The sequence below is a fragment of the Bifidobacterium pseudolongum subsp. globosum genome, from assembly GCF_004155535.1.
GTDB classification, from domain to species: Bacteria; Actinomycetota; Actinomycetes; order Actinomycetales; family Bifidobacteriaceae; genus Bifidobacterium; species Bifidobacterium pseudolongum_C.
In genome coordinates this window covers 53,889-71,392 of sequence record NZ_RYUH01000012.1, presented here as the reverse complement: position 1 = coordinate 71,392, position 17,504 = coordinate 53,889, and the positions used below count along the sequence as shown (strand labels likewise).

The 17,504-nt window shown below is 64.0% G+C and carries 14 protein-coding genes and 1 riboswitch; of the genes, 6 read left to right on the top strand and 8 right to left on the bottom strand.

Features of this window, described 5'->3' with window-relative positions:
* The first annotated feature begins 62 nt into the window (after positions 1-62).
* The 4 genes from PG2093B_RS06715 (at position 63) to PG2093B_RS06700 (ending at position 4,624) form a co-directional block, all read left to right on the top strand.
* Positions 63-1,685, top strand: a complete 1,623-nt coding sequence (locus PG2093B_RS06715) for an alpha/beta hydrolase family protein (RefSeq protein ID WP_129897862.1) — start codon at positions 63-65, stop codon at positions 1,683-1,685.
* A gap of 30 nt (positions 1,686-1,715) precedes the next feature.
* Positions 1,716-2,435 (top strand): DNA repair protein RecO, encoded by a 720-nt coding sequence (recO, locus tag PG2093B_RS06710; protein WP_129897833.1) that lies wholly within the window; start codon positions 1,716-1,718, stop codon positions 2,433-2,435.
* 5 nt (positions 2,436-2,440) lie between these two features.
* The gene (locus PG2093B_RS06705; protein ID WP_022858059.1) at positions 2,441-3,232 is read left to right on the top strand and encodes an isoprenyl transferase; all 792 of its coding nucleotides are present in this window, start codon (positions 2,441-2,443) and stop codon (positions 3,230-3,232) included.
* 441 nt (positions 3,233-3,673) lie between these two features.
* Positions 3,674-4,624 carry a type IV toxin-antitoxin system AbiEi family antitoxin domain-containing protein gene (locus PG2093B_RS06700; RefSeq protein ID WP_129897832.1) on the top strand — a complete coding sequence of 317 codons (951 nt, stop codon included), beginning with the start codon at positions 3,674-3,676 and terminating at the stop codon, positions 4,622-4,624.
* Between the two features lie 439 nt (positions 4,625-5,063).
* On the opposite strand, the gene PG2093B_RS06695 is transcribed toward PG2093B_RS06700, so the two are convergent.
* The 8 genes from PG2093B_RS06695 to PG2093B_RS06660 form a co-directional block, all read right to left on the bottom strand.
* On the bottom strand, positions 5,064-6,128 hold the full coding sequence (locus PG2093B_RS06695) for an ABC transporter substrate-binding protein (RefSeq protein ID WP_129897831.1): 1,065 nt from the start codon (positions 6,126-6,128) through the stop codon (positions 5,064-5,066).
* A gap of 75 nt (positions 6,129-6,203) precedes the next feature.
* Positions 6,204-7,019: an ABC transporter permease gene (locus tag PG2093B_RS06690; protein ID WP_129897830.1), complete on the bottom strand. Its 816-nt coding sequence runs from the start codon at positions 7,017-7,019 to the stop codon at positions 6,204-6,206.
* Between the two features lie 197 nt (positions 7,020-7,216).
* Positions 7,217-8,800 (bottom strand): glycoside hydrolase family 32 protein, encoded by a 1,584-nt coding sequence (locus PG2093B_RS06685; RefSeq protein WP_129897829.1) that lies wholly within the window; start codon positions 8,798-8,800, stop codon positions 7,217-7,219.
* A 62-nt stretch (positions 8,801-8,862) separates the two neighbouring features.
* Complete coding sequence (locus PG2093B_RS06680; protein ID WP_129897828.1) at positions 8,863-10,191, bottom strand: MFS transporter; 1,329 nt, start codon at positions 10,189-10,191, stop codon at positions 8,863-8,865.
* 219 nt (positions 10,192-10,410) lie between these two features.
* On the bottom strand, positions 10,411-11,466 hold the full coding sequence (locus tag PG2093B_RS06675; RefSeq protein ID WP_129897827.1) for a LacI family DNA-binding transcriptional regulator: 1,056 nt from the start codon (positions 11,464-11,466) through the stop codon (positions 10,411-10,413).
* A 72-nt stretch (positions 11,467-11,538) separates the two neighbouring features.
* Positions 11,539-11,901, bottom strand: a complete 363-nt coding sequence (locus PG2093B_RS06670) for a thiamine-binding protein (RefSeq protein ID WP_242502847.1) — start codon at positions 11,899-11,901, stop codon at positions 11,539-11,541.
* A gap of 52 nt (positions 11,902-11,953) precedes the next feature.
* Complete coding sequence (gene thiD, locus PG2093B_RS09150) at positions 11,954-13,507, bottom strand: bifunctional hydroxymethylpyrimidine kinase/phosphomethylpyrimidine kinase (RefSeq protein ID WP_431520218.1); 1,554 nt, start codon at positions 13,505-13,507, stop codon at positions 11,954-11,956.
* 2 nt (positions 13,508-13,509) lie between these two features.
* Positions 13,510-14,400 (bottom strand): hydroxyethylthiazole kinase, encoded by an 891-nt coding sequence (locus tag PG2093B_RS06660; protein WP_129897825.1) that lies wholly within the window; start codon positions 14,398-14,400, stop codon positions 13,510-13,512.
* Positions 14,392-14,499, bottom strand: a riboswitch (TPP riboswitch). (Overlaps the previous gene by 9 nt.)
* Positions 14,500-14,639: 140 nt before the next feature.
* Here PG2093B_RS06660 and PG2093B_RS06655 point away from each other — a divergent pair.
* Positions 14,640-16,115, top strand: a complete 1,476-nt coding sequence (locus PG2093B_RS06655; RefSeq protein WP_026644061.1) for a glycine--tRNA ligase — start codon at positions 14,640-14,642, stop codon at positions 16,113-16,115.
* Positions 16,116-16,270: 155 nt separating this feature from the next.
* Positions 16,271-17,500 (top strand): tRNA dihydrouridine synthase DusB, encoded by a 1,230-nt coding sequence (gene dusB / locus PG2093B_RS06650; RefSeq protein WP_129897824.1) that lies wholly within the window; start codon positions 16,271-16,273, stop codon positions 17,498-17,500.
* Positions 17,501-17,504: the final 4 nt, after the last annotated feature.

Below are 17,504 nucleotides of genomic sequence, written 5' to 3'. Positions count from 1 at the left end.
TGAGTCAGCAACGAACGTCGGATGTACAGCAAACAGGTGCCTTCAGCCGTGGCAGGCGACTGATGGTCAGTCTGCCCATTTTCATCATCCTGCTGGGCATCCTCATGATCGCCTCGAACAACACACGCATCCCCACGCAGAACAATCCGCGCGCACAGACCTTCGCCACGCTCACCGCCGACACGCAGGTCACGTTCGACTCACCGGAACCGTTGCCACGCCTCGGCACGTACAAAGTGACGAGCCGGCACATCGAAATCGACGCGAAACAGCCGTCCACCGGCGAAGTGCAGCGCATCCGCATGAACATCCGCGAACCGCAGGGCGCCGGAACCAATCTGCCCGGCATGGTGTTCATGCATGGCGCCGGTCATGGCGGCACTTGTGACGATTCGTTCGGCGACATCGCCACAAGCATGAGCTCCGCTGGCTTTGTGACGGCGGTCATCGACAAGCCGGTGTGGTCCACCAACGACCTGACACGTGACTATCCGGGGTCGGCGGCCGTCTACGACCAAGCCATCAACGTCATCCGCGACCTCGATCAGGTAGACGCGCACAAGGTGGGCATCTATGCGACTTCGGAAAGCACATGGATCTCGTCGTACCTGGTCGAGATGGACCACGACATAGCGTTCCAGATCCTGCTGTCGCCCATGGTGTTTTCACCGCGGCACGCCGTTGCGTTCCTCGCCATACAGAACTTCGCCCTCGCCGGCGCCAACGACGGCTATCAGGCGATTGTGCGCCGCATACTGTCACTGGACATGGGCATGTTCGGGCTCACCAACATCGACTTGCATACGGCCACGCCACAGGCGTACTCCATCCCCACGCTCGTGGCGTATGGGTCGAAAGACGTGATGACGGCGCAGGTGCAGGGGTTCAAAGACATCCTTGACCAAGCGCACCGCGCCGGCAACTGGAATGTGAGCCTGCGCAGCTACCCGGTGGCCAACCACGTGCTCCGCCTTGGTGACGAAGCGCAGACCGGCACACCGTTCGCCGACGATTACGAGCGCGACGCTGTCAGCTGGGCGGTCGGCACATCGCGCGGACTGACCCAGACGAGCGAACCGATCGCCGGCGCACCGCTCTACCAGTCCATTGCGGTGCCGCTCGGCCTGCATGCGCGACGTGCCATGACGATCTACGGCATGCTCGTACTCGGGCTGATGGTCATCATGATGCTCGTGGCCGCCATCGTCGGCGTCATCGCGCTCATCGCGCATATCCGCAACCGCATCACACACCGCGGGCCGGCGCTGGGATTCCAATACCGATTCGGCGGCTCACTGCTCATGCTCACGATCATCACGATGGCCTGCATGCTGTTGTTCGTCGGTGGTCTGGGCGAAGTCGTGCTCGCCGTCGTGCATCTGTCGTGGGGCAGCGCGCCGCAGGAGGACGCCGGCATGATGTACTGGAGCTGGCCGGTCGTGCAGATCGTGTGCATCGGCGTGGTATGGGCATGGTCACGCGTGTTCGCCGGCATGATCGAGGTCGCGTCGATGCGCGGACTGCTCACATGGCCAGTGAAGCGCGGCACCATCAGACACATCGTCAGCGGTGAGGAGCCCGTCGTGGCCACCACGCGGCTCGGACGCGTGCTGTTCTGGACCACGACCGTGGCCATGCTGCTCGTGCTGCTGAGCTTCTCGTTCTGGGGCCTGTTCCTGTTCTGATCCACTGCGCACGGCGCGGAGAGGGGAATCATGGCGCTCTATAGCGACGAAGGCATTGTTTTGCGCACGGCGAAGCTCGGCGAGGCCGACCGCATCATCACACTGTTCACCCGTGGGCACGGCAAAGTGCGCGCGGTAGCCAAAGGTGTGCGCCGCACCAAATCGCGGTTCGGTGCGCGTCTCGAACCGTTCATGCGCGTCTCGCTGCTCCTCGCGGAAGGCCGCTCGCTCGACAACGTGTCACAGGCCGAATCCATCGCCGCGTACGCCGGGGCGATCAGCGGCGACTACGAGGCCTACCGCGCGGCGAACGTAATCTGTGAGACGCTCAACGACCTCGTCACGACCGAACACGAGCCGCAGCCCGCGCAATACCAGCTCGTCGTTGGCGCATTGCACGCGCTCGCCGCGCGCGCGCACCATGCGCAGACGATCTGCGAATCGTATGTGTTGCGCGCGCTCGCGCTCGCCGGTTGGACGCCGCGCCTGCACGCGTGTGTGGTGTGCGGGCGGGCCGACGGGCTCATGTTCTTCTCATCCGCGGCCGGCGGAGCGATGTGCATGGCAGACCATACGCCGGAAGCGAAGCCGGCGAACGCGGCCGTTTTGCGGCAGCTGCGCGCGCTGCTCGACGGCGATTGGCGCACGCTCGACGCGCAGCCGCTCGAACCGGGCGCCGAACGGCTCGTCGAGGACTGGGCGCAGTACTACCTCGAGCGGCCTATTCGTTCGCTGCGCTTGCTAGATTAAGCGGTATGGCATTCGAACACGTGGACTATACGTCATTGGACATTCCTGCGGCCCCGTTCTCTGATCCGGCGATTGTGCCGGACTTTCCCAAGAACAAAGTGCCCAGGCATGTGGGCGTGATCATGGACGGCAACGGGCGCTGGGCGCAGCAGCGCGGACTGATCCGTACCGAAGGGCACCAAGCTGCGGAACCCGTGGTCTTCGACACCATCGCCGGCGCGATCGAGGCAGGCGTGCGGTATTTGAGTCTGTACACCTTCTCGACCGAGAATTGGAAGCGTTCGCCGCAGGAAGTGCGGTTCCTCATGGGGTTCTCGCGCGACATCATCCACCGGCGTGTGGCGCAGATGGATGAATGGGGTGTGCGCGTGCGCTGGTCGGGTCGCCGGCCGAAGCTGTGGAAGTCGGTCATCGACGAGCTTGAAGTGGCCATGGAACGCACGAAGCACAACAAGGTCATCGACGTCGTGTTCTGCATCAACTACGGCGGGCGCGCGGAAATCGCCGACGCGTGCGCCGCCATCGCGCGCGAGGTGCGCGACGGCCGCATCAAAGGCGACCGTGTGACGGAGAAGATGGTCGCCGAGCATCTGTACAATCCCGACATCCCCGACTGCGACCTGGTGATCCGCACGTCGGGCGAGCAGCGCACGAGCAACTTCCTGCCGTGGGAGGCCGCGTACGCGGAGCTTGACTTTGTGCCCGAGCTGTTCCCCGATTGCGGACGCACGGTGCTGTGGGATTCGATCGAGCGCTACATCCACCGCGACCGCCGTTTCGGAGGCGTCAAGAAGTAGCCAGCGCTACGGGGGAGCGTATCACTAGAGGAATGTCATGTTTTGACTGCCTAGGCATGACGTTTGTCTGCCCAACACAGACAAATGTCGTCCTATGGTGTGTGGGGCATGACAAGGATCTATGGGAATACGACGAATGTCATGTGACAGCCTGTTGTGGATGACAACAGGCTGCAGTTCATTGACGAATGTCGTCCGATACCTGAGCATATATGACGTTTCTCTGTATTTTCCAGACGAACGTCATCTGTAGCCTCCTTCATCATGACTGCTGTCTGTTCAGGACTGACGATTGTCATCTTCTGAACTGTCGAGCATGACAGGACTCTGTGGACGCACGACGCATGGCATGCAGCTACGGGCGAATGTGGATAACGCACCGTCCGACCACACTGTTCTGCGTGGATTGTCTCCATGCTGTGATTTCCATACGATTGTTGCATGAAAGCAACAGAACGAATAGACCGGCTACTCGCACAGGCGCATGACATGCAACGCTGCATCATCGCCCCATCGCATAACGACCGTTGCATGCTTTTGCGTCGAGTTCAACAAGGGCAAATCCTGCAGCCGGTGCGGGGAATGTACATCGACAGTGCATATTGGAACGGATTGCACTCCGATGAGCGTATGCGGCACATCACTCGTGCGTACGCCCACGCTCATCCGAATTGGATATTCGAGGGGCTTACGGCTGCCTGCATACATCGACTTGACCACGATTATGAACTGCCGCACCGGACCATTTCCGTTATGGTCCCCTCACCGCCCAATGCGCGTGCACCACATTGGATGCAGTACAGGCAATGCGAAGATGCGGAGTATGTCATTGTCGACGGCGTGAAAGTCACCCCGTTGGCCAAAACCGTGGCTGATTGCCTATGCACCCATGATTTCTGTAATGGGTTGCAGATGTGCAACGATGCCTTGCGCCGTGGCGTCACACGGGCAGCGATTACTGACACGTTGGAATCGATGCCTCATGCGACTGCAGGTGCGTGGAATGTGGTGCACCATGCCACACCACGCTGTGAGAATGGAGGGGAATCACGTGCGCTGGCGGTGATGATTGAAGGTGGCTTGCAGGTTCCGCAATTGCAGCGTGAATTCCATTGCGCGCAAAATGGTGAGACGAGGCGTGCAGATTACTGTTGGGCCACCGAGAGTGGATTGATTGTCGGGGAATTGGATGGCAGGGAGAAGTATATCGATCCCACCATGACTGGTGGTCGAATGGTGGAGGAAATCGTTGATGATGAGCGTATGCGTGTGGATACGCTCATGAAATGCGGTGTAATACGCATTGTGCGTTTTCGGGTTCGCGAGACGTTTGACCCGCCTGCGTTCATCGATAAACTGATGAAAGCCGGGGTCCCACGCGTTCTACGATAACCGCTACTCCGATGCATGGAACACTTTCCAGAGATTTGTCATGCTTGCAGTCCTCGAACATGACAAATCTCTGGGAAAGCTGATGGTAGTCAACCTGCAGAAACGAATGCATGACAAGCCTCTATGATTTTTTGAGACTTGTCATGCTAGGGGCTTGGATGAACGACGTTTGTCAGAGAAAGACAGAGGTTTGTCATGCCGCGGAGGAAGAAGCATGACAAACCTCAAGCTCCATAGACATTCGTCATGTTCCTTCCTCCACAGCATGACAAATCTCTACGGATCTTGAGCTTTGTCGTATAGATGGATTAGTTGGATGACTTTCGTCTGGGGAAGGCAGAGGATTGGCGCGGCTTGGAGCGCTGGACATGACATTCGTCTGGAAACAGCGCGCAGTGCGCGTCATCCGGCCATACCCAACGCTCCTACAGATGGGATGCTACTGCACGAATTCGCCCGTGGAGAGGGACTTCGCGCTGGGGGCCGTGTGCAGGACCTTTCCATCGGCATCCGTATAGGCGTCTTCCTGCGCGAGAAAGTCGAAGTACGCCTGCGTCTGGGTGGTGTCCGGCATGCCGAAGGTGAACGAGCCGTCGGCGATCGCCTTGCGGCTGCCCCAATACTCGCCGTCGACGATCGTCTTCATGCTCGCCTTGACGAGGTCGAGTTCGAGATTCGCGTCCGGCGCCTCGTGCACGAGGATCTCCGACGCGTCGTCCGGGTGGCTGTATGCATACTCGTACCCGCGCCTCGTCGCCTCGACGAACGCGCGCACCGTCTTCGGGTCGTCCTTCACCATCTGCTCCGACGTGATGACGCCGATCGAATCCGCATTGCCCGGCACGCCGTAGTCCGGCTCGGTGAAACAGTTGAGCTCAGGCCCGTGCAGCTGCGCCTGCACGCCTTCCCACGTGCTGTAGAATCCGCCGAAGTCCGCGCGGCCCGACTGCAGCGCCTGGAACGTGGACGTGCCGACGGTGACTTTGTCGAAGTCGCCGCTGCCGCCGTCATGCTGGATCATGCGGCGCACCACGGCGTCGGATTCGCTGCTGCCGAACGTGGCGAAGGTCTTGCCATCGAAATCCTTGGGGCTGGAGATGGCCGTGTTCGACGCCAGCGAGCACCAGATCGCGCTCGGCTTCTGCTGCATCTGCATGACCATCGTGATGTGCGCGCCTTTGGCATCGTAGACGCTCACGTTCGTCATCGTCGAGATCGAGAAATCCGCGGCGCCCGTATTGACCGCCTGCTCGGACCCGGCCTGCGAGACCGGCACGATCGTCACATCAAGGCCGGCCTCGCGGTAATACCCTTTGTTCTGCGCCACGTAGACGCCGATGTGATTGGTGTCGGGCGCCCACCAGTTCATGAAGGTGACCTTCGTCAATCCCTGCGCCGCCGTACCGCCCGACCCGCATGCCGCGAACGGCAGGATGAGCGCGAGCGCCGCGACGGCCGCCAGAACCGCGCGCGCGAACCGTGAAAGGGTGTGGTTGGAAGACATGCCAGCTCCTTTGTGTACTACTGCTTGGACAGTGGGGGAATATGGGTGGGGGAATATGGGGGAGAGAAGAAACGACTATTCGTCCGCGTCCGGATTCTCGCGACTGTCCGGTGCGCCAAGCACACACCGTTCCACCGCGTGCACCGCAAGCATGAGCACGCCGGTCAGCGCCATGATCATCACGGCGGCGGCGAAGATGAGCGGGGTTTGGAACGAGTTGTACGCCGACTGCAGCCAGATGCCGAGCCCGGAGCGCGCGCCGAGGTATTCGGCGGTCGCGGCGGTGGCGAACACGTAGGCGGCGGAGACGCGGATGCCGCCGAAGACCTGGCGTGCGGCCACGCGCAGCTGCACGTGCCACAGTGTCCAGCGCGGGGTGGCCCCACACGTCAGCGCGACGTCCGCGTAGAACGAGGGCACGGCGCGCAGTCCGCGCACGGTCTGCACGGCGATGGGGAAGAGGGCGAACACCGCCACGATGACGATCTTGCCGATCGGCTCAAAGCCGAACCAGATGAGCAGCAACGGGGTGATGGCGATGAGCGGCAGCGTCTGCGCCGCCGTCAGCGGCGGCATCAGCGCCGCATCGACCGTGGACGAACGGAACACCGCGACGCCCAAGGGGATGCCCACGGCCACGGCGATGAGGAACCCGCACAGGCCTTCGTATGCCGTGGTCCATGTGGCCGGGCCGAGCGTGGGCCAGGTGCGTGCGATCGACGCTGCGATGTCGGTTGGCGACGCGACGAGTGCGGGATCCGGATGCGCCACGGCGACCCAGACCTGCCAGATCGCCAGAAGGGCCATGATCGTGACGACCGTGGGTATGCGGTTGCGCACGGCGCGGTGCCACCGTGTGGATATGGAGCTGGAATGCGCCGAAACGGCCATGTCCACCTTACTTCCTGCGCTGCTGGCGCGCTGACGGCCGGGGCGCCATGTAGCAAGGTGAGGAGTCTACGCACCGCTCGGCCAGAAAAGTTGCTTGCGGCAATGGTTACATTGCCAACGGCATATTGTAATCCCGCGGCCGGTCAATGCGCAAGGCCGCGGGATATACAGACTGCCGTGAGTGAGGCGAGGGGCGGTTACAGGCCGATCGAATCGAGCTCGTGCACGGTGAGGCCGCTCACCTGCATCGCACCGGATTCAGCGATGAGCTGGACGGCGCGCGGGCCTTCGCCGGAGAACGAATACGAGCTCATCGCCTGTCGGCCGCCGTTCACGTAGACCTCCACGCAGCCGCGGTCGATGAACACGCGCAGGGTGAGTGTGCCGTTCGCGAGCTCCTCCTCGCTCAGCGGCGCGGCGCGGTAGCCGCGGTCGCCGTGCGCCACATTCTGCCGGTCGATGACGACGCGCCCCGTCTGCGCATCGTAGACGATCGTGGTGCCGTGGTCGTCCGGCGTGGCGTGCACGCGCAGGCCGGCGCGTTCGGCGTTCGTGGCGTTCAGGTCGATCGTCATCTCGATTTCGGTGGACTGCGCGTCGTCGAGGATCGTCACATCCTGGTTCGGTTCGACGTGCATGGATCCCAGCTCCACGGTGGACAGGCGCAGCCCCTCCACTTCCTTGACCGGCGCCGTGTGCAGGTCGCCGTCCGCGCCGAGCGTGATCTCGCGCGGCAGCGTCAGGTTGCCGCACCAGCCGTCTTCTTCCATCGAGATGGGCGAGACGAATGGGCTCATCCAGCCGTACATGATCTGGCGGCCGTCGGTGGCGAAGGACTGCGGTGCGTAGAAGTTGTGGCCCCAGTCCCACAGGCGGAACTCGGTTTCGGGCTTGAACGACTCACCGGGCTTCCACGTGCCGATCATGTAGCCGGCGTTGTTGAGGTTGCGGTTCATGAACCCGCGCGGCTTGGCGCCCATCGCCGAAAAGCCGATGACCCATTTCTCATTGCCGTTCGCATCGGTGATGGGGAAGAAGTCGGGGCATTCGAGCATGAAGACGTCGGGGTCCGGGTGTTCGAAAAGCACACGGTCGAAGGTCCAATGCACCATGTCCGGCGAGGTGTACAGCCACATCTGCCCGCGCTTGTCCTTGGACGAGACGCCGAAGGTCATGTACCACGTGCCTGCGGTCTTCCACACTTTCGGATCGCGGAAATGGTGGTCCACCTCGTCGGTGGGGCAGTCGATGATCATGCCGAGCTTGGTGAAGGATGTGAGCTCGTCGTCGTCCGGCTCGGCGAGCATCTGCACCTGCCAGTCGCCGCCGGTGTTGTCTTTGCCGTTCGCCCAACGGTGGCCGGTGTAGTAGATGCGCGGCCTGCCATCGTCGCCGATCACCGCGGATCCGGAGAACACGCCGTGGCGCTCCTGCTCGAGGCTCGGCGCGAACGCGATCGGCTCACGGCGCCAATGCACCATGTCCGGTGACGAGACGTGCCCCCAGTGCATCGGGCCCCACTGCGTGCCGTACGGGTGCAGCTGGTAGAACACATGCCAGCGGCCGTTGTAGTGGCACAGGCCGTTGGGGTCGTTGATCCAACCGCCGTCGGAGGCGATGTGGAAGCGTGGGTACCACCGGTCGTTGCGGGTGGCGGCGAGGGCGGCCACGCCGGCTTCGGCGGCCGCGAGGCGTTCGGCGTGGTCGGCGATCGGGGTGAGGACCGGATCGTTGGATTCGGTGTCGTTCGCGAGGGCGATGCCCGGGTTGAGGGTGGTCATGCTGGTTGCCTTTCGTGCTATGGGATCGAAATCGCTTGCGGTTGGGTTGCGTGTGCCGTGGGTCACATGTCCTCGTCATCGGCGGCGAGGCGTGCCTCGTCCTGGGCGAGCGACGGCAGCGGCCGCTTGGAATCGCGGATGAACGGGTCGCCGTCCACCTGCTCGTCGTCCTTCTTGATCACGAAGACGCCGTAGACGACCGCGCACAGCACAATGCCGGAGATCGTGAGGAAGGTGGTGCGGTCCCCAAGACGGTCATGGAGCATGCCGAGCGGGGTGGAGAAGACGACCTGCCCGATCTGCGAGGCGATCTGGAAGCCGACCATGTACAGGGTGGCGGAAAGCTTCGGGTTGAAGTGCAGGGTGAAGTAGCGGAAGGCCGGCAGGCAGAACAGCGGCACCTCGATGGCGTGGAACATCTTGACGATCGAGATCATGACCGGGTCGTGGAAGATGCCGCACAGGCCGATGCGCAGGAACATGACGGTTCCGCCGAGCAGCAGTGCGTTGCGCACGCCGATCTTGCGCATGATGATCGGCACGACGCCCATCATGGCGGATTCGCAGAACACCTGCACGGAGTTGAGGATGCCGTAGACGGTGTTGCCGGTCGCTTCGGTGGGGAAGAGCGAAGCATAGTAGGTGGGGAACATCTGCTGGTCGAACACGGTGTAGAACGTGTTGGTGAGCAGCATGAACACGATGAGCACCCACAGGGCCGGCATGCGCAGGACCTTGACCATCTCCTTGAGCGAGGGGTTGGTGGGTTCCGCGTCGGGCGCAGCCGCTTCCTTGAGCGCTTCGCGCTGGTCGGCGGGGTACCACGTGAGGTACACGATGAGCATGCCCACGCCAAACGCCGAGCCGAGCCAGAAGTTGATCATGGGGTTGATGTTGAACACGATGCCGGCCACAAGCGCTACGATGGCGTAGCCGAAGGAGCCCCAGGCGCGCGACTGGCCGTATTCGAAGTTGAATTTGCGGCTGTACCGTTCGGTGACGGCCTCGATGAGCGAGCAGCCGGCCATGAACCCGGCGGACAGCACGACGGAGCCGATCAGCGCGGCGGCCATCATGTTGGTGTGCATGAGCGGCGCGTAGATGAATTGCACAAAGGGGCCCACGAGCGCCGCGATCGCGGAGATCACCAGCACGAGGTGCCGCTTGAGGCCCAGATTGTCTTGGATCAGGCCGTAGCAGAACATAAGCACAAGGGTGGCGAGTGAATTGATGGAGTAGATCGTGCCCACCTCAGCGCCGTTGAGGCCCATGGAATTGAGCCAGCGCTGGAAGAAGGACCACCAGATGCCCCAGGAACAGAAGAAGAGGAAGATACCGAATGAGCTTTGCAGGTAAGAAGGGTTCTTCCACAGTTTCGCAGTGCGAGTCATGATGAAACCTCGTTGTTCGGTGCCGTCATCGGCGTGGCTGGTTGTAGCGGCGCTTCTGGAGGCTGCAGTGCCTTTTCGAAGAAACCGATGGTCCCAGCATAGAACGTCAAACGATTTACGTCAAACGGTTTACGGAGTTTCTGCATAACGCAGGAAGTACTGAATCGTATAATGTCAATCGTTTGACGAGTTTTGAGGGCTTGCAGCGAGGCGCCGGGGTCATCCCCTCGGCGTGTCGCGCACGGAATCACGTTCGATGAGTGTGCAGTGGACCATCGCGGGCATGGGGCCGTCGAGCGGCGGCATCGGCGCGGTGGTGTGGGGCCACTGCACCTCGGTGCCGGGGGAATCCGAAAGCAGCGAGATGAGCTTGGTCGCGGCCCAATATCCCATTTCGTAATGGGGCAGTTCCACCGTGGTCAGCTGCGGCGAGAAGGTCTCACTCACCACGGGATGGTTGTCCACGCCCACCACCGAGACGTCCGATCCGATGGTGAGCCCGCGTCGGGCGGCGCATTCATAGACGTACCAGGCGCGTGAATCGTTGAAACAGAACACGCCATCGGGATGCTGTTCGTCAAAGAGGCGCTCCACGGTGCGCAGCGCTTCGTCGTTATACAGCACGTCGCACACGAGCTCTTCCCGGTATTCGATCCCGGCGCCCTCCAAGGCCTGCCGGTAGCCTTCGAGGCGCAGCCCCTGCGCTACAAGGGGCACGGTGCACCCCACATAGGCGATGCGGGTGAGCCCTGCGTCGATGAGGCGTTGCGTGGCGTCGCGCCCGATGCGCACCTCATCGGGAACGATTGCGGGGAAGCGGTCGTGGGCGTCGGCCGCATCGGCGAGCACAAGGGGATAGGAGGCAAGGCTGTCGGGGATGTCCGTGACGCGGTTGGACATGGTGGAAAACAGGAAGCCGTCCACCCCGTAACGGTGCAACGAGGCCACCTCCTGCTCCAGATTGACCTTGCCGTCGGCGTTCACCGTGGTGAGCAGGTACCCGGCTTCGCTCGCCGCCTCCTGCGCGCCCAGGATGATGCCGCCCGCATACGGGGTCGTGGCGACTTCCATGCTGACGAATCCCAGCATGCGCGTGCGGCTTGTGCGCAGGGACTGCGCAAGGGGATTCGGCCGATAGTCCAACGCGCGCGCGGTATCTCGCACACGCCGCGCGATGTCCGCCTTGACACGGCCGCTGTCGCGCCCGTTGAGCACAAGCGAGACAGTGGACACCGAAACGCCGGCCTGCTGCGCCACTTCCTTCATCGTCGTCATGGCTTCTACGATAGAACGGCAGGTGGAATGCCGCCTGCCGTTCACCGCACGCGAGGGCCCGAAGGCGTGCGTCTAGGCCTCGTCGATCAGTTCGGCCACGAGACGCGGCTTCTCCTCGAGCTGTCCGCTGAAGCCGGGGCGGATGTCGAGCTTGAGGCTCACGCCGGTGCGGTACCCCTGCCCGGCGAGTGCCATGGCGGCGTCGCGCACCACGCGCAATACGTCGTCCAGGTCGCCTTCGATGTTGGTGAACATGGCGTTCGTCTCGTTGGGCAGTCCGGATTCGCGGATCACGCCCACGGCCTGCGCCACATATTCACTCAGCTCCGCACCCACACCGCTGGGTGCGATCGCCACGGCGGCCACGGTGTTGATGACCGGCTTGCCGGTCGTGGGGTCGGTCGGCACTTCCTGCCGTTCTGCGTAACGATCCATTGATGCTCCTATTCGTTGTGCCGGCGTCGAGCGCCGGGGTGTGCGGGCGCGCTCAGTGCTGCGCCCATCCATGGTCCATGGGGCCGGAACCGGCGCCGAGGTCGAGCATGGCGCGCAATGCGCCGCTCACATACGCCTTGGCGTGCGCGACCGCGTCGCCGAGCGGCTCGCCAAGCGCGAGATGCGCGGCGATCGCCGACGACAGCGTGCAGCCGGTGCCGTGGGTGTTGGGATTGTCGATGCGCTCGCCGTCGAACCATTGCGTGGCGCCGTCGGGCAGCGCGAGCACGTCGTTGGCGTCCTGTGTGCCATGGCCGCCCTTGACGAGCGCCGCGCACCCGAATCGCTCGGCGAGCGCCCGCGCGGCGTGCTCCATGTCTGCCGCAGACGAGATCTGCGCGCCGGTGAGCGCCTGCGCTTCGGGGATGTTCGGGGTGATGAGCGTGGCAAGCGGGAAGAGCGCGCGGGTCATCGTGCGCACGGCGCTGCTGTCGGCGAGCGAGGAGCCTGATGTGGCGACCATGACCGGGTCGACCACGACGTTCTCGGCGTTGTGGTCGCGCAGCGCGGCCGCCACCGTCTCGATCTGGTCGTCGCCGACGATCACGCCGATCTTCACTGCGGCGGGGCGGATGTCGGTGAACACGGAATCGATCTGCGCGCGCACGACGGGGGCGTCGACCGGTGCGATGAGCTGCACGCCGGTCGTGTTCTGCGCGGTGATGCCGGCCACGACGCACATGCCGTACACATCGTTCGCGAGCATCGCCTTCAGGTCGGCGGCGATGCCCGCGCCGCCCGACGAATCGGTCGTCGCGATCGTCAGCGCGGCGGGCAGTGCGTGTGGGGCGGCCGTGTGCTGCGCATAGCCGTGCCGCGTGTCGCCGCGCACGGCGAGCCACGCGTTGACGAGGTCCTGGGTGGCCTGCTCGGGGTCGTTTGCGGCGGCGATCGCCGAGACCACGAACCAGCCGTCGGCGTAGGTGCCGGCGAGCATCGGCACATCCTGCACATGCACGCCTCCGCCGACGACGAGCGGGTAGAGGCTCGCCTCGCACAGCGCGTTGATGCTCTGTGCGCTCTGGGTGCCTGTGGTGCCGTCGGCATGGGTGACGACGCAGTCGGGCTTGGTGGCCGTCTCATGCAACGGGCCGGCTCCCAGATAGTCGATCGTGCCGCCGGGCAATGCGTTGGCTGCCTCGACCTCGTCGAGCGTCTTCGCGGACAGCCCGATGATCGCGTCGTTGCCCAGCAGGCGCCGCGCCTCGAGCGGGTCGAGGTCCTGTTGGCCGATGTGCACGCCGTCGACCTTGATGCCGCGGTGGCGCGCCTCGAGGGCGGCGTCCACGCGGTCGTCGATCACGAAGGCGACGGAATCCTCGAGATGGTGCCCGCGGATCTCGTGCGCGATGCCTTCGGCCATCGAGACGATCTGCGCGACGTCGGCGTGTTTGGCGCGCAACTGGATGAAGCTCGCGCCGCCGTCGAGCGCCTTGGCCACCACGTCAAGCAGCGTGCGGCCCGCACAGTCGTCGGGGCCGACGACGAAGTAGAATCGCAGGTCGAACGAGCCACGCATCGAAGGGTAGGGGAACGTCACGGCCATGCTCACGCCTCCCAGATGGTCGACGACGCCACATCGTCGGCGTCGATGTTCCACAGCGCGTCCAGGAACGCGGTCTGGAACGAGCCCGGCCCATTGGCTGCGGCCGCGGCGCGCTCGCCGGCGCGTTTGAACAGCAGCGAGGCGGCGAGCGCGGCCACGAGCGGGTCGGCCACGCACAGGTACGTGGCCACCACACCGCCCAGGGCGCAACCGGCGCCGGTGATCTTGGTCATCATCGGGTCGCCGCCGGGTAGGCGGTATGTGCGCTTGCCGTCGGTGACCAGATCGGTTTCGCCCGAGACCGCCACGGCGCCCAGTCCCTCGGCATCCCTGGAACGCAGGTACAGGGCCAGACGTTCGGCGGCACGGGCGGCGGTGTCCACGTCGTCGGTGGATTCCACGCCGGCCGGCCCATGCGCGCCGTCGTCGGCGGGGCCGGCGTGTGTGGGGTTCCACATCGATTCGAGGGTGAGGATCTCGGAGGCGTTCGCGCGCACGACCGCCGGCGGCACGTCACGCATGCCGCCGAGGATCTGTGTGCGCGTGGCGCCGAGTCCGGCGGCCACCGGGTCGAGCACCCAACGGTGGCGCTTCTCGTGCAGCGCCTTGGTGATCTCGCCGAGCGCGTCCTTGTAGAACGGCAGCAAGGTGCCCACGTTGATGTAGGTGGCCCCGCTGATCGCCGCGATGTCGATCACATCGTCGGGCAGGAAGCTCATCGCGGCGGTGCCGCCTGCGGCGAGCTGCGCGTTGGCCACAAGGTTGATGGTGACGAAGTTCGTGAACGACTGTGCCATTGGCGTGTCCGCGCGCACCGATTCGACGGCGGAGCGGATGGCTTCGCGAAGCGGGCTCGAGGCCGGTACAGAGGTGGTGGATGGTGATTGGTTCATAACAATGCTCCCTACGATGGCGTTACCCAAACAGGTTCAAAGGGTCAGGCGGCATGCCTCTCTCAACTTCCCCAAGCGGAAGTTCCCCTGCACGTACCGAACCTATAGGGCGCTTGGGACACGTGGCGCGGACGCGTGGCGTTTCACGGTGTTCCACGCGTGGTCTCGGGTGTCACTGTGTGCCGGTAGGCTTGTGGGCTTGTACAAGACCCCAAACCGTTCAAACCAGAAGGTGCATTGTGGCTAATTCCAAACTTGATGAAGTCGTCTCCCTCGCCAAGCGTCGAGGCTTCGTATTCCCGGCCGGCGAGATCTATGGCGGCACGCGTTCCGCCTGGGACTACGGTCCGCTCGGCGTGGCGCTCAAGGACAACATCAAGCGCGAATGGTGGCGTGCGATGGTCGTCACGCGTCCGGACGTGGTGGGCGTCGACACGTCGATCATCCTGCCGTCCGCCGTGTGGGTGGCCTCCGGCCACGTCTCGGTGTTCAACGACCCGCTCATCGAATGCCTCACATGCCACAAACGCCACCGCGCCGACAAGCTCGAGGAATCCTACGCCGAAAAGCACAACGACCAGATGCCTCCGAACGGCCTGAAGGACATCGTGTGCCCCGACTGCGGCACGCGCGGCAACTGGACCGAACCGCGTGACTTCAACATGATGCTGCGCACGCATCTGGGCCCGGTCGAGGACGACAACTCGCTGCACTACCTGCGCCCGGAGACCGCGCAGGGCATCTTCGTCGACTTCAAGAACGTCATGACGAGCTCGCGCTCCAAGCCGCCGTTCGGCATCGCGAACACCGGCAAGAGCTTCCGCAACGAGATCACGCCCGGCAACTTCATCTTCCGCACGCGCGAGTTCGAACAGATGGAGATGGAGTTCTTCGTCGAACCCGGCACCGACGAGGCATGGCAGCAGTACTGGATCGACGCGCGCACCCAGTGGTACCTCGACCTCGGTGTGAAGCCCGAGAACCTGCGCCACTACGAGCATCCGAAAGAGAAGCTCGCGCACTATTCGAAGCGCACCGTCGACATCGAATACCGCTTCGGCTTCCAAGGCTCCGACTGGGGCGAGCTCGAAGGCATCGCGAACCGCACCGACTTCGACCTGGGCGCGCACTCCGAGCATTCCGGCGAGGACCTGAGCTACTTCAACCAGGCGACGGGCGAAAAGTACATCCCGTACGTCATCGAACCGGCGGCCGGCCTGTCGCGCTCGCTCATGGCGTTCCTCGTGGACGCCTACGACGTGGACGAAGCGCCGAACACGAAGGGCGGCGTCGACAAGCGCACAGTGCTGCGCCTCGACCCGAGGCTCGCCCCGATGAAGGCCGCCGTGCTGCCGCTGAGCAAGAAGCCCGAACTGCAGTCGATCGCGCAGGACCTGGCCAGTGACCTGCGCCTCAACGACTGGATGATCGACTACGACGAGTCCGGTGCGATCGGCCGCCGTTACCGCCGTCAGGACGAAATCGGCACGCCGCTGTGCATCACCGTCGATTTCGACACGCTCGACGACCAGGCGGTCACGATCCGCGAACGCGACACGATGCAGCAGGAGCGCGTGGCGCTCGCGAATGTGGCCGAATACGTGGCCAAGCGCATCAACGACAAGCGCACGCGTGTGCCGATGAAGCCCGTCGAGATGGGCGGCGAGGCATGGCCCGACAGCGTGCACATCGCCACCGCCGGCGGCCTGTACTGACCGCACCCGCGCCGCCGCACGCCACGGCCGCAATTGCCCACGGACGCCCCGCGCGCCGTGGGCAATTGCGATGCCGGCGGCACGCACCGCACGTTTTTCAGGAATCTCTCAGGCCGCGTCTGTACGCTGGCTCGCGACCGCTCGAATGGGGATGCATGCACGAAACAGTAGTGAATACCGCCAATGAGACGACGCGACTCGATCCGAGGACGGACAGTGCGCCGGCCCGGCTCGACCATGCGCTCGCGCCGGTGCGGCTCGGTCCGCTGACCGTCGGCACGCCTGTCATACTCTCGCCGATGGCCGGCGTGACGAACTGGCCGTTCCGCGTATTGTGCGAGGAATACGGGCCCGATGGGCTGTATGTGGCGGAGATGATCACGGCGCGCGCATTGGTGGCGCGCAATCCGAAGGCGCTGCGGCTGTGCCGATTCGCGCCGAGCGAGCATCCGCGCTCGCTGCAACTGTACGGCGTCAATCCGGCGATTGTGGAACAGGCGGCCCGCATCGTGGTCGACGAATCGATGGCCGACCATGTGGACCTCAACTTCGGCTGCCCCGTGCCGAAGGTCACGCGCAGGGGAGGCGGATCCGCGCTGCCGTGGAAGATGGACCTGCTCGAAGAGATCATCCACCGCGTGGTGCGCGTGTGCGAACCCGCCGGCATACCGGTGACGGCCAAATTCCGCGTCGGCATCGACCACGACCACGAGACGTTCCTCGAATCCGGCCGTATCGCGCAGGGCGAGGGCTGCGCCGCGGTGACGCTGCACGCGCGCACGACGGCCGAATACTACGGCGGCCACTCCGATTGGACGCGCATCGGCGAGCTCGTGGAGCATCTGGACATCCCGGTGTTCGGCAACGGCGACATCTGGGGCGCCGACGACGCCGTGGCGATGGTGAACGAGACCGGCTGCGCCGGCGTGGCGATCGGCCGCGGTTGCCAAGGCCGCCCGTGGATCTTCGCCGACATCCGCAACGCCTTCGAAGGCAGCGACGCGCGCGTGCGCCCCACACTCGGTGAGGTCGGTGCCGTCGTGATGCGCCATGCGCGTTTGCTCGTCGAGTTCTTCGACGGCGACGAGCGGATGGCGGTGCACGACCTGCGCAAACACATCGCGTGGTATCTCAAGGGATTCCCGGTCGGCGGCTCCGTGCGCGCCGCGTTCATGGGGTGCGAGAGCCTCGCCGAAGTGCAGGCGATCATCGATGGATTGGACCAGCAGGCTCAGCTGCCGGACCGCATCGTGGATAAGCCCAGAGGCCGTGTTCGCTTTGCGAAAAAAGTCCATCTTCCCTACGGCTGGCTGGAAAGCCGGCGGACTACGCGCGCCGAGCGTGAGCAACTGTTTGGAGACGATCCGATGGATGCGGAGTATTGATGCA